Source organism: Neobacillus drentensis NBRC 102427 (genome assembly GCF_001591445.1).
Lineage (GTDB): Bacteria > Bacillota > Bacilli > Bacillales > Cytobacillaceae > Neobacillus > Neobacillus drentensis.
On the sequence record NZ_BCUX01000019.1, the window covers coordinates 23922 to 37085 of the forward strand.

General features: G+C 42.3%; 12 protein-coding genes. All 12 read left to right on the forward strand.

Annotation, left to right across the window (positions count from 1 at the left end):
• Positions 1-44 precede the first annotated feature (44 nt).
• Positions 45-1175 carry an ABC transporter substrate-binding protein gene (locus tag BDR01S_RS10755; protein WP_066254469.1) on the forward strand — a complete coding sequence of 377 codons (1131 nt, stop codon included), beginning with the start codon at positions 45-47 and terminating at the stop codon, positions 1173-1175.
• Positions 1176-1530: 355 nt separating this feature from the next.
• Positions 1531-2598 carry a phosphotriesterase family protein gene (locus BDR01S_RS10760; RefSeq protein WP_066254474.1) on the forward strand — a complete coding sequence of 356 codons (1068 nt, stop codon included), beginning with the start codon at positions 1531-1533 and terminating at the stop codon, positions 2596-2598.
• Between the two features lie 82 nt (positions 2599-2680).
• Entirely contained in the window at positions 2681-3640 is a 960-nt protein-coding gene (locus BDR01S_RS10765) for a phosphotriesterase family protein (RefSeq protein WP_066254476.1), read from the forward strand.
• Positions 3641-3693: 53 nt separating this feature from the next.
• The gene (locus BDR01S_RS10770; RefSeq protein ID WP_066254478.1) at positions 3694-4857 is read left to right on the forward strand and encodes a thiolase family protein; all 1164 of its coding nucleotides are present in this window, start codon (positions 3694-3696) and stop codon (positions 4855-4857) included.
• Positions 4858-4860: 3 nt separating this feature from the next.
• Entirely contained in the window at positions 4861-5277 is a 417-nt protein-coding gene (locus BDR01S_RS10775) for a Zn-ribbon domain-containing OB-fold protein (RefSeq protein ID WP_157406147.1), read from the forward strand.
• 47 nt (positions 5278-5324) lie between these two features.
• The gene (locus tag BDR01S_RS10780) at positions 5325-7022 is read left to right on the forward strand and encodes a CocE/NonD family hydrolase (protein WP_066254481.1); all 1698 of its coding nucleotides are present in this window, start codon (positions 5325-5327) and stop codon (positions 7020-7022) included.
• A gap of 34 nt (positions 7023-7056) precedes the next feature.
• Complete coding sequence (locus BDR01S_RS10785) at positions 7057-8007, forward strand: MBL fold metallo-hydrolase (RefSeq protein ID WP_066254483.1); 951 nt, start codon at positions 7057-7059, stop codon at positions 8005-8007.
• A 16-nt stretch (positions 8008-8023) separates the two neighbouring features.
• Complete coding sequence (locus tag BDR01S_RS10790) at positions 8024-8719, forward strand: 3-oxoacid CoA-transferase subunit A (RefSeq protein WP_066254485.1); 696 nt, start codon at positions 8024-8026, stop codon at positions 8717-8719.
• Complete coding sequence (locus BDR01S_RS10795; RefSeq protein ID WP_066254486.1) at positions 8712-9404, forward strand: 3-oxoacid CoA-transferase subunit B; 693 nt, start codon at positions 8712-8714, stop codon at positions 9402-9404. The genes BDR01S_RS10790 and BDR01S_RS10795 overlap by 8 nt, the downstream gene beginning before the upstream one ends.
• A gap of 198 nt (positions 9405-9602) precedes the next feature.
• On the forward strand, positions 9603-10706 hold the full coding sequence (locus BDR01S_RS10800; RefSeq protein ID WP_066254491.1) for an FAD-dependent oxidoreductase: 1104 nt from the start codon (positions 9603-9605) through the stop codon (positions 10704-10706).
• A 22-nt stretch (positions 10707-10728) separates the two neighbouring features.
• A complete protein-coding gene (locus BDR01S_RS10805; protein WP_066254494.1) occupies positions 10729-11655 on the forward strand; it encodes an alpha/beta hydrolase in 927 nt (308 codons plus the stop codon).
• Between the two features lie 252 nt (positions 11656-11907).
• Complete coding sequence (locus BDR01S_RS10810) at positions 11908-13161, forward strand: MFS transporter (RefSeq protein ID WP_066254497.1); 1254 nt, start codon at positions 11908-11910, stop codon at positions 13159-13161.
• The last annotated feature ends 3 nt before the right edge of the window (positions 13162-13164 follow it).

Sequence of the window (13164 nt, forward strand, 5' to 3'; positions counted from 1 at the left end):
AAAAAGGGAATCTATATATTAATGAAGGAAAAGGGGCAGTTGTTATGACGAAAATTCCGAATTTTAAAAAAACATTTATATTTACCTTGTTGCTAGCTGTGTTACTAGTCTTTAGTGGATGTTCTGAAAGTAGTAATGGTTCTTCTAGCAATGGATCATCAGATAAAAAATCAGGATCTGAAAGTAAGTCGAAAGATAAAGTTACTGTAGCTATTCCGTTTGTTCCGGGAGCACCGAGTGGAGCATATTTGTGGCTTGGTGAAGGATTAGGTTTTTTTAAAGAAGAAGGATTAGATGTGGAAATTGTCGCATTAGCTGGAAAACCGGCGGAGGCGATTGGACTTGTTGTTGCAGGCAAGGCTGATATCGCCATTTCTCAACCTGATGCGCTTGTTTTTCCTATGGCACAGGGAAATGATCAAGGCCTAAGTTATATTTTCACCCCTTATCAAAAACCGGTGTTTGGTATTGCTGTACCAAAATCCAGTGATATTTCGTCTCCAAAACAACTTGAAAAGAAAACAGTTGCCATGACCGCGTTGGGTGCACCATTTGAAACTTTCTTGAAGGCAAATGTAAAGGCAGATGGAGGGGATCCTTCAATGATTGATTCTGTTACGATAGGCAGTGGTGTCGCAGCAATGGAAGCGTTAGGGAAAGGGGATATTGATGCTTATGTAGGAAATCAAGCTGACATAGCTATTGCCTCGCTTGTGACTGATAAAGAGACAAAAATTTTACCTTTCCCTTCGGAAATTCAAGAAGGCTTTGCAGCAGGATTTGTTATGCGAAAGGATACTGATGGGGCGAAAAAAGATGCGATTGCTCGATATATTCGTGCTGTTTTAAAATCAGCGATTTTCGCTCAAGAAAATCCCGTTAAAGCAGTTGCTGTAAACTGGGAGATGTATCCTGCATCTAAGCCAACCGATAAATCGGAAGAGCAGGCTACAAAGGAAGCTAAAGTTTCGTTAGGTGTAACAGTAAGTAATTTCAGTCCAGCGTCTGATGGCAAATGGGGCTATATTTCGGAAGAACGCTGGAAGAAATTTGTTGCTAATAATGGTTTGACAGCTAAAATTCCAGACGTGACAAAACTTTTTGATTACTCACTTCTCGATGAGATCAACAAATTTGATGAAGCAGAAGTTAGAAAACAGGCAAAAAATAATTAATCATAACATGAACAGAGGATATTTTCTGCATTAAATGCAGAGCTGTCACAAAGTCCTCACAACTGGCTTTGTGGGCAGCTCTTTTTTTCATCTATAATATTAATATTATATTTATTTAGAAAAATAAGAAATGTTTGACTTTGGTATAACAATATTATAATATAAAACTATCAACAAAGAGATCGCCTCACTGCTTTTATCCGAAGAGTAAGCGATTACATTGGGAAATGCTTAGTTGATTTATTTTTTTCCATCACTAAACCAACCGGTCTGTTTAGACGATTCTCTATTTAACCAAGTCAGCGTCTTCCACATCTAACTGATGAGGAACTATTAAATGATAGGGGGTTTTACAATGCTAGATAAAAAACAAGAAAAAAGTTCAGCAGTTGTTCGTACTGTTCTTGGACCTGTGCCAGCTCAAGATTTAGGTGTTGTGCTTATTCATGAATCACTACTTTCTGTAGTGCCTGGTGCGGAGTTTGCACCTGAGGTGAATTTGGATAAGAGCGAGATCTTTGAGGTATTAAAAAGAAAATTAACTGATTTCCGCCGGCTTGGTGGTAAGACTATTGTAGACCACAGCGGGATGTTCCATGGGCGTGATGTGTGGCTTTACCAGACACTTTCGAAAGCAACAGGAGTGCACATTGTCGCTTCAACAGGTTTAGGACCTGAACCGATGTTAGGTGGGTATTTTACTGCACCGCAAACAGATCCACCTACACCATGGCCAGCGGAGAAATTTGCTAATTTGTTCTCGAAAGAGGTTGTAGAAGGTATCGTTGTACCGCGCGTTGAACGTTCAACATCAGCTGGATTAGTAACGTCAATTGCTAGTCAAAATGGAATTACTGAAATTGAAACAAACCTGTTCCGCGGAGTTGCGCAAGCTGCTAATGCATCAGGAGTAGCTGCATCCGTACAATACGGTGAAGATGCTGTAAATGACTTAGAAATTCTATTAGGCGAGGGTATTGCTCCGGAACGAGTGATTATAGGCGGACTAGACCGTATAGTCGCAGTTGAACGAAAAGAAGCATTTGCGATTGCGCGCCTGGGTGCTTGTGTGGCACTAGATCATATTGGATGGTCGACAAATGAAGGCTATATAAACGATGAGCAACGTGCTCAATTAGTATTACAATTATTTGAAGAAGGTCTTGGAAAGCGTGTACTTATTTCATCCAATGCAGTTGCAGTAGCAAAAGGCCATCAAGCAAAAGATCTTGGGTTCGATTACTTGCTAGGAACATTTGTCCCATTATTACGTAAAGCTGGTGCAACGGAAGAACAAATCCGCATTCTATTAGAAGAAAATCCACAACGTGTACTGACTGTTGATGCTTCAGCAGAGCAAAAAATTACTGAGTATTCAGTTACTAATTGGAGAAATTTGTTCCAGCCTGTAGATTTATTATAGTGGATAACTGACAATTTAGGATTTTAATATAAAAAAATTGACTAAGCTTCGGTACAGTAAAACAAGGTAAGGAGTGACAAGAATGGGTAAGGTAAATACGGTATTAGGACCTATTGCTACAGAAGATTTAGGAATCACAGCATTGCATGAGCATATTGGGTTCGGTCTGCCTGGTTGTGACTTAGATACACAATGGTGGAAAAAACCAGATGAAGCATTTGACGTTACACTTCAAAGATTAAATCGATTCCGTGAACATGGCGGTAAAACATTCGTAGACTGTACGGGAATTGGAAACGGACGTGATGTTGAATACTTCCAAGTTCTTTCACGCAGAACTGGCATTCATATTGTAGCTGTTACAGGTTTTGTCGCTGGTGACTCAGCGCTGCCATATTTCCGTAACAAATCAGTAGAATATCTTACGGATTTATTTGTTCATGAAGTGACAGTTGGGATTGAAGATACGGGTGCAAAAGCAGGTGCGATTAAAGTAGGCGTAAGTCGTGGCGGTAAACTAAGCGAACTTGATAAACGTATTTATCGTGCTGCCGCAAGGGCTGCCGTAAAAACGGGTGCGCCAATTATTACTCACTTATCAACAGACCCAATGACCGCCATTAATATTTTTGACGAAGAAGGCCTACCATTAAATCGTGTGTTAATGGGGCATGCAGATGTTGGACAAGATGCGGATGATGAACGTGATGAGATGATTGCTAAAAAAGGCGGTTATGTAGGATTCGATACCCTTGGCTATGACACAGAAGTGGAAAATGCACCCTATTGGTCACGTCCACGAAAAGAGCGTGTCGATCAATTCCTTCGTTTCATAAATAAAGGATTTTTAGATCGTGCCGTTGTTTCAGCTGACGCCAATTGTTGTGCCCTAGGTTGGCCAGGATTAAAAGGACATTCAGTAAATTATGTCTTTGAAGAGTTTTTACCGGATCTTCGAAAAGCAGGTGTTAGTGAAGACGCATTTGAACAACTTTTAGTGCATACTCCGGCGAAATTCCTAACATTGCAAGAACCTCGTTAATACCAAAACGTATCGCTTTGCTTCTAAAAAAAGTTAACGGGAGGTTAAGGAAGATGAGTATTAAAGGAATGGCCTATATTGCGGGTGCGTTTGAGCACCCAACACGTAAGGCCCCAGACAAGTCGGTTGCAGTTATTCATGCTGAATGTGCAAGGGGCGCATTGGCAGACGCTGGCCTTTCATTTAAAGATGTAGATGGCTACTTCTGTGCGGGTGACGCACCGGGCGGCGTACTATCTATGGTCGATTATTTAGGGCTTAATGTACGCCATATCGATGGTACTGATACAGGTGGTTCTTCTTACATTGCTCACGTTTCACATGCCGCACAGGCTATCGCAGCCGGGAAATGTAATGTAGCGTTGATCACCATGGGAGGCCGCCCGCGTTCCGAAGGAAGAAGCGGTGTGAAACAGAAGCTAGTTGGTGCCAATGTTCCGGATACACCGTTTGAACTTCCTTATGGTCCAACTGCTGTAAATGAATATGCAATGGCAGCGATGCGTCATATGCATGAATACGGGACAACAAGTGAACAACTAGCTTGGATTAAAGTCGCAGCTTCTCAACATGCACAGTACAATCCAAACGCGATGCTGCGTGATGTAGTGACTGTTCAGGATGTACTTGAGTCTCCAATGATTGCCGATCCCTTACACCGTTTGGATTGCTGTGTAGTAAGTGATGGGGGCGGTGCTCTTGTAGTGGTAAGCCCTGAAATTGCAAAAATTCTAAAACGACCGCTTGTTCGAGTCATGGGGGTCGGAGAATCTCCTAAAGGTTTAATGGGCGGGAAGGTAGATCTTACTTATAGTGGTGCGGTATGGTCCGGGGCAGCAGCCTATGAGGAAGCTGGGATTACGCCACAGGATATTAAATATGCATCAATCTATGATAGCTTTACCATTACGGTATTAATGCAGCTCGAAGATTTAGGTTTCTGTAAGAAAGGCGAAGGCGGGAAGTTCGTTGCTGATGGAAACTTGATTTCAGGAGTTGGAAAACTTCCAGTCAATACCGATGGCGGCGGGTTGAATAATAATCACCCCGCGAGTCGAGGCGGTATGATTAAAGTGTTAGAGGCTGTACGCCAACTGCGCGGGGAGGCACAACCGCAGGTACAAGTGGGAAATTGTGATCTGGCACTAGTTCATGGTACCGGCGGCGGGCTGGCAAGTCGTCATGGCAGTGCAACATTGATCTTGGAGAGGGTGTAGATAATGGCAACTCTGTATCAATCTAGAAAGATGACGATGCCTGAAACTCATCCGGAACATCTAGAGTTTTGGCAGGCCGCTGCAGAAGGAAAGCTGCTGATTAAGCAGTGTGATTCCTGTGGTGAGTATCATTATTACCCGCGTGAGCACTGCCCATATTGTATGAGCAATAAGACGACATGGAAAGAAGCAAAAGGCACGGGAAGTATCTACACTTATAGTGTCATGCGAAAAGGTGTCCCGTATGCGATCGCGTTTGTCACGCTCGATGAAGGTCCGAGAATGATGACAAATATCGTTGATTGTGATCTCGATGCAGTGCACATCGATCAAATAGTAAAAGTGGTATTTAAGCAAAGCGGCGATCATGATAATCCAGGTTCGTTTATACCTTGCTTTACACCTGTTAATGGTGATTAAGGACATTTAACATACCCTTAGAAGGATTTAAGAGAGGAGCGAAAAAAATGAGAATCATTAAGGACGTACGGATTCCAATGCGTGATGGAGTACATATTGCTGCTGATATCTATCTTCCTGATGGAGCAGTCAAAGGACCAGCATTACTTGCGCTTAGCCCGTATGGAAAGGAATTGCAAGCACAAGCGCTAACATTACCACCACAAGCCCGACCAAGCCATCTTTGGAATGGTGCGATTGAAGCAGGTGACATTCGTGAAGTAGTATCTCGCGGGTATGCTCATATTATCGCAGATGTACGCGGTACAGGTGGTTCTGAAGGTCAAATGTGCGGTAACTATAACTCTGGCGGTCATGGCGATGGAAAGGATATCTATGATCTCGTTGAATGGATGGCTGAGCAAGATTGGTGTGATGGCAACATCGGGATGATTGGTATTTCGTACTTTGCATCGGTTCAAATTTTAGGTGCAGCGGAGCAGCCGCCACACTTAAAAGCAATCTTTGCAAATGGCGGGCACTTCGATCTTTATGAACTTTGTTATCACGGCGGTATCATGTGGTTAATGCCACGTGCATCTCGTGAAGGACGCGGCGGCGATAGCGGTAACGCCTTCAATAACGTAGCAAGTAAAAGCTCGAAAGTATTTACACCTGGAGAGCTTAAAGAGAAGACCCAAGAGCGTTTAAACGACCCAGATATTGCCCATTGGTCCGACTTTGTTCACCTTTTACACTATCAAGACCGTCACGAATTATGGATGGATTACTTATTGAATCCACTTGATGGCCCATTTTGGCAAAAAGATAGTGCGATAGATGTGGCACATAAAGTAACAATCCCAACGTACTTCCAAGCAAAATGGGGCCGCGGCTGGAACGTTGAAGGCACAATCGAATGCTTCCACAAAGTATCAGGGATTAAAAAGCTTGATATCCAAGCGCTGCCGCCGATGTTAGAGCGTCCATTCCATGAAAGTCATGACGAAATGTTCCGCTGGTATGATTACTGGTTAAAAGGCATTGATAATGGCATTATGGATGAACCAACTGTTCAGTTCTCTGTAGAAGGTTCTTACAAATGGCGCGGGGAAGATCACTGGCCATTGCCATTTGAAGAAAAGAAGGCGTTCTATTTACGTCCTCGCCACAAAATTAGCGAGAAACCTGAACCTTTATCGTCTGAATATGCTCACCCAGATGGCTTTTACCAGGCACCATTAACCGTAACAACCACATCAGAAAAGATCAAATGGACGAGTGATAAATTCCTAGAGGCTGTAGAAATGACAGGTACAGGAGCATTATACATTCATGCAGAAATCGATACGGATGACACAAACTTCATTGCCAAGCTTTATGATGTGGATCCAAGCGGCAAACGCACATTAATGACATCTGGATATTTAAAAGCATCTCATCGTGAATTAAATGAAGAGAAATCAACATATGGTGAGCCATGGCACCCGCATAATCGCGTCGTACCAGTTACACCTGGTGAAATCAACGAGTATGCAATTCGCTTATATCCTTTCTCCTTCTTAATTAAAACGGGAAATCGGATTGAATTAGAACTTGCATGTAACGAACCACTTGATGGTGAAGATGCAAAATTATTGCCGCCGGATAGCTATCACTTACCAAGCGGTCGTGCAACAACACACAAAATCTATCGTGATGCCGATCATCCATCACGTATAGTTTTACCAGTAATTCCTAAACAATTTGATGTTACAAATAAATAGTGTACTAAATTACTAGATTGTAGGAGTGAACAACATGGCAAATGCAGTTCGTGTTATCCCGATTGAATGTAAATTTGGTCCCATTTCTGCATTTGCATATTATCTGGATGGGCCAGAACCAGCCATTATTGATACCGGTGTAAATGTTTCGGCGAGGCAAGACATTGAACCAACCTTAGCTGAACATGGGATCAGGATTGAAGATATTCGCTGGATTTTACTGACACATGGTCATGTGGATCATCTCGGTGGTGCATATGAAGTATGGGAAAAAACAGGACGACAGGCAAAAGTAGTTATTCCAAAAAAAGAAGCTCGACTATTGCGTGATAAGAATGAACATATCGTTGATTACAAGGCACTACAAGGAAAATACATCACCGATCCCGCCATCCAAGAAAAACATATCAACATGTTAAAAACTGATATTGGCGGCAATATTGAACCATACTCTGAAGTAGTTGATGGTGATTCGATCCATTTAGGCGGCGATATCACTTTAAAAGTGATTGAAACTCCAGGACATTCCATTGGTTCTGTAACCTTTGTATTGGATGGGCTGGACTGGGCGTTTGCAGCAGATGCCATTCAAATGTATGGGGGTGCAAGCGGCTTACCTACGATTGAAGACTCATCACTATATCGCAAAAGTGTACAACGCTTGATAGAAGAAGTTCGTCCTATACGATTGTACTTAGGTCATCCATTCCGCAATAGTAATGGCGATATGCAAAATGCACAACTTGAGGGTGAACAGGTTGCAGCTGTGTTACAAGCAAGTCTTGATCGGGATGCCCAATTGAGTGATGTCATGCGGCGCCATTTGACGAATGAACTTTCAGCTGAACAGCATGAACTGTATGGACCATTTGGCCAGGTTGCTGAGGAAATTGGCTATACAGGGGATCCACGGAACTTACCTTGTGCGTTCTTTGTGACGATGCATGCTTATAAAGAAGAACTTAATGGTAAAAAGATTAAATGAGAGGAGGAAATTCTAAATGATACAGAAGAAGTTTGAAAATGCAGCAAAAGCTGTTGCGGATATTAAGGATGGAGCAACGTTGCTTGTTGGAGGATTTGGGGGAAGCGGACTACCGTCCCATCTTGTGGCTGCTTTAGTTGAACAAGGTGCGAAGAATCTGACGGTTGTATCAAATAATATTGGCGCAGTAAGCGATGGTGTTGCCGCACTGATCAGCAACAATCAAGTTCGAAGAATTATCTGTTCTTTTCCTGTCGGTCCACACGCTGACGAGCTGATTGAGCGTCTGCAGAACGGCACGATCGAGTTAGAAATCGTCCCGCAAGGAACGTTAGCTGAGCGTATCCGTGCAGGCGGTGCCGGCATTCCCGCCTTTTATACACCGACGGCAGCGCATACTGAACTCGGAGAAGGCAAAGAAACACGTGAGTTCAATGATCGTTTGCATCTCTTAGAGCAAGCCATCACAGGTGACTATGCTTTCATCAAGGGACATCGAGCAGATCGCTGGGGGAATCTTGTATACAATAAGACGCAGCGCAATTTTAACCCGGTAATGGCGACAGCCGCAAGAATAACCATTGCCGAAGTAGATGAAATCGTCGAAGTCGGAGAAATTGATCCAGAGATCATTGTCACACCGAGCGTATTCGTACATCGTTTAGTTCAATTAGAGCCGCAACGTGAAGGGAGGGTGTTAGTAAATGAGTAAAGATCAACAGAAGGTTGGATGGTCAAAGATCGAGTTAGCTACTCGAGTAGCACAAGACTTAGAAGATGGATGGTTTGTAAATCTAGGTATTGGTATTCCTACTCTTGTGGCCGATGTGATTCCTGAAGGGAGAGAAATTATTCTCCATAGTGAGAATGGTCTTCTTGGGCTGGGGCCAAAACCTGAACCAGGTGAAGAAGATATGGATCTTGTAAATGCAGGTAAGGAACCAATCACATTAAAGCCGGGTGGGAGCTTCTTCTCACAATCAGACTCTTTTGCCATGATCCGTGGCGGTCACCTTGATGCCGCAGTACTTGGTGCATTCCAAGTCTCGATGTACGGTGATCTTGCTAGTTGGAAGCTTCCTAACACAACCCTTGGACGTGTTGGAGGAGCCATGGATTTGACAGTTGGGAGCAAGCGTATCTTCCTCTGTATGCAGCATACGAGTAAGGGAACGCCGAAAATCGTGGAAGAATGTACGTATCCATTGACTGCGCCTCGCTGTGTAGATCGTATCTATACAGACCTTGCGGTGATTGACGTGACAGATGACGGGCTTGTCGTCCAAGAACTCGCTCCGGGCGTTACGTTTGAGTACCTGCAGGAACGCACGGCAGCTCCGCTTAAGAATCATGCGAACAGTATTTTGCAAGAAGAGACTCTGCACATCAATGATTAAGCTAGCAAAAAAAACTGCCATTGATCGCAGCTCATCGGAGAGCGGGCGAAGGGGACCTTCCCCGTTCAGGTACCCCCCGTACGACTTACAGGGTTAGAGTTAGGAGGACTAGTTGGCTCCATTCGCGATCAAGGGATAAAGTGGACTTCGAAAATATTAGGTGTAGAGATCAAATTAATAGCTTAGGAGGAAAGGTATATGAAATCAGAGTCTTTAAGAATTGCTATTATCGGTAGTGGAATTGGCGGGGCAGCAACGGCGGTGGCTTTACGGCATGCGGGATTCAATGTCGACGTCTATGAGCAAGCATCAGCTATAACTGAGGTAGGGGCAGGTATCGGTTTGCGTCCGCCATCGATCCGTTATTTCAAGAAATGGGGGCTTTTGGATGAAATTGAAAGAGTAACCCATAAAAGTGTTTTAATGGAAATCCTTACAGATAAAGCAGAAGTAGTACTTGAGGAAAAATGGCCTGCGCTAACAGATGACCCAAATGAAAGATGGGCGAGATTAATTCATCGTGCAGACTGTTTAGACACGTTAATTAATGCCATACCTTCTGAGTTCATCCATTTGAATCACAAATGTAAAAATATCGTTCGCCATGAAGATTATGCAGAAATTGAGTTTGAAAATGGTGTCAAAGTCGAAGCCGATTTAGTTATTGCTGCCGATGGTATTCGTTCCCTTACCCGTTCGCTATTTTTCAGTCAAGCTGAGCCGGTTTTCCACGGTTACCATGCTTATAGGGCTCTTGTGAGTGAGGATGAAACCTATGGTTTAGCTTCTGAAGATACATTGAGAATTTTCTGTGATGATAAAGTCAATTACTATTTACTGCCGTTAAAATATCGGAAACAAGTTTCAGTTGATATTACCGTTCCACACCAAGACCGCTCCGGCAGACCGAACGTACCGAAAGAAGATATGCTCAACCAATTAAAGAATTTCCATCCTAACCTTCAGAAGATTGCTGCAAATATCAATAACTTTGATGTTCGGGCACTATACGATATCGATCCTGTCGAACAGTGGACAAATAATTGTATCGCCCTGCTTGGGGATGCTGCACATTCTATGCTTCATAACCAAGGTCAAGGTGCAAACATGGCAATCCAAGATGCAGGGGTAATGGCTGAATGTTTACTTGAAGCTGACAGCGTTGAAAGTGCCCTACAAAAATATGAGTCTCTAAGAAAACCACTTGGAACTTTATTTCAAAATTTATCTCGCCAGTTCCATAGTGACAAGGAAGAAACGGCTTTCCCTGAAAAAGAATTCCTTGAGAATGTTTCAGAGTAAGAGTAAATAAGGAGGATAATAGATGCCTGTACATCCCGAGATAAAAAAAATATTGGATTTTATTCCATCATCCGATTCTAAACCAAAAATTATACCAGAAGAACATAGAAAAATGTTTGATGCACCGATTTTACCGGTTGAACAACGTGTCCAAGTTTATTCTGTTGAAGAAAGAACTATTCCGACTGCTGAAGCTGATATCCCAGTAAGAATTTATACACCGAAGGAAGCAGATTCTTATCCAATTCTCATGTATTTCCACGGTGGCGCATTTTTCTCGGGAAATTTAGAAAGTCATGATGAAATTGTTCGCCCGATTTGCATGGAATCCGGTTACAAAGTCATTTCGGTAGGTTACCGTCTTGCTCCTGAACACCCATTTCCAGCACCATTAGAAGATTGCTATAACGTAACAAAATGGGCAGCAGAACATAAGGAAGAATTGCAATGGGATGGCGAGAATCTCGCTCTTGCAGGTGATAGTGCGGGCGGTAACTTAGTTGCGGCTGTCTCACTCATGGCCCGTGACAAAAAGGAATTTGCCATTACAAAGCAAGTACTTTATTATCCATCCTTGGACCTTGATGTTAGTGAATTTCGTTACCCATCACAGGTGGAAAATGGAAAGGGCTATTTCGTAGAAAGTGATCAATTAGCGGAATATAATTCCTTCTATTTAATTGGAGATGTTGATACGAATCATCCGCTTGTTTCACCCATTCGAGAAGCAAGTTTAGAAGACCTTCCAGCCGCACTAGTCATTACAGCCGAATATGATCCAATGAGAGATGAAGGGGAACTATTTGCGAAGAATTTAAAAAAATGTGGTGTCCCTGTTGAAACAAAACGATATGAAGGCGCTACACATGGGTTCTTAGGTAAATTCACTCATCTTGAAGAGTATAAAGACATTTATCAACATACAGCGGATTTTTTAAAGTCTAAGTAGAGGATATTGATAGGTTAACAAGCATTTCTAGGAAGTGGTCATCGCGACAGGTCCAAAGGCAAAAGCGTTTGATCACTTCCTTTTTAGCTTGTAAGTCTTTAAACTCTGTTGTACCTTGCCTTAAGGGGGTGAAAATGGACTGATTAATAGTATGACCGGAAATCTAAGCATTAGGGTGAATGGAATAGAATTGTCAAAAATATTCACAATATTCAGAACTATAGTTAATTTTTAAAAGGGGTGTTTAATTTTATGAAAAATAAAAAGTTTTGGACTTATGAAAATAAGTTAGTGGTTATCGTCTTCTTCACCATCGGATTTGTCTTCTTCGACCGCTTAGCAATTAATTACCTATTCCCAATGATTTCTGCAGATTTAGGACTAAACTATACGCAATTAGGTTTACTTGGGGCAGCTCTTGCACTAACTTGGTCCGTATCTGGTCCATTAGGTGGATTCATTTCAGATAAAGTTAAGAGTAAGAAATCAATGTTATCCATTTTAGTACTCGCATTCTCAGTTATTTCATTAGCGCATGGTTTAGCACAATCATTTGCGATGTTATTCGTCCTGCGTCTATTAATGGGTATTGTAGAAGGTCCACTGATTCCCCAGACACAATCAATTTTAGCAATGGAATCTTCGGAGCGTCGTAAAGGATTTAACTTAGGTTTCACCATGAACACTAGTAACGCATTATTCGGCAGTATTTTAGCGCCTATAGTAATCGTTGCATTAGCAACAAATTTTGACTGGCACACCGCCTTCTATTTAACGATTATTCCAGGGCTTATTTTAAGTTTTGTCATCCTCAAATCCGTTAAAAATCCAGACCCTGCGAAATTCCATTCTATGCATGTTACAAAATCGACAGAAAAAGTGAAAGTGAAAGATGTTCTTAAACACCGTAATATTTGGTTATCAGTTGTTGTTTTCAGTTTAGTTATGACTACACTTATGGCATTCCAAATTTTTGGGCCAACCTATTTAGTCAAAGCAAAAGGTTTATCTGAAACAACCATGAGTTTCGTCATGGCTTCCTTCGGAGTTGGATATGCAATCTTTGGTTTCTTAATCCCAACCATTTCAGAGCGTACTGGACGTAAACCAGCTTCTATAGTTTCTGGCTTGTTGTTGATTCTCATCCCATTAGCTATCGTTTTCGTGGATTCCATTCCATTAATGATGCTGCTTTTATTCATTGGTTCGGCTGGCTCAGGTGTTATTGGGATGTCGATGTCAGTTATTCCGGTTGAGTCTGTTCCATTACAATACTCAGGTCTGGCCATCGGTTTAACCATCGGTATTGGTGAGTTAATCGGTGGATTCTTAAATCCGATGGTGAACGGTGCATTAGCAGACATTTATGGTATTCAAACACCATTATTCGTAGCTGCAGGTGCGGCTGTAGTGGCATTAATTTTCTCATTCTTCTTCAAAGAAACAGCACCAGCAAAAGTACAATCAACCAACGGACCAGAAATCAAAAGTAGTGTCCAAATTTAGTTT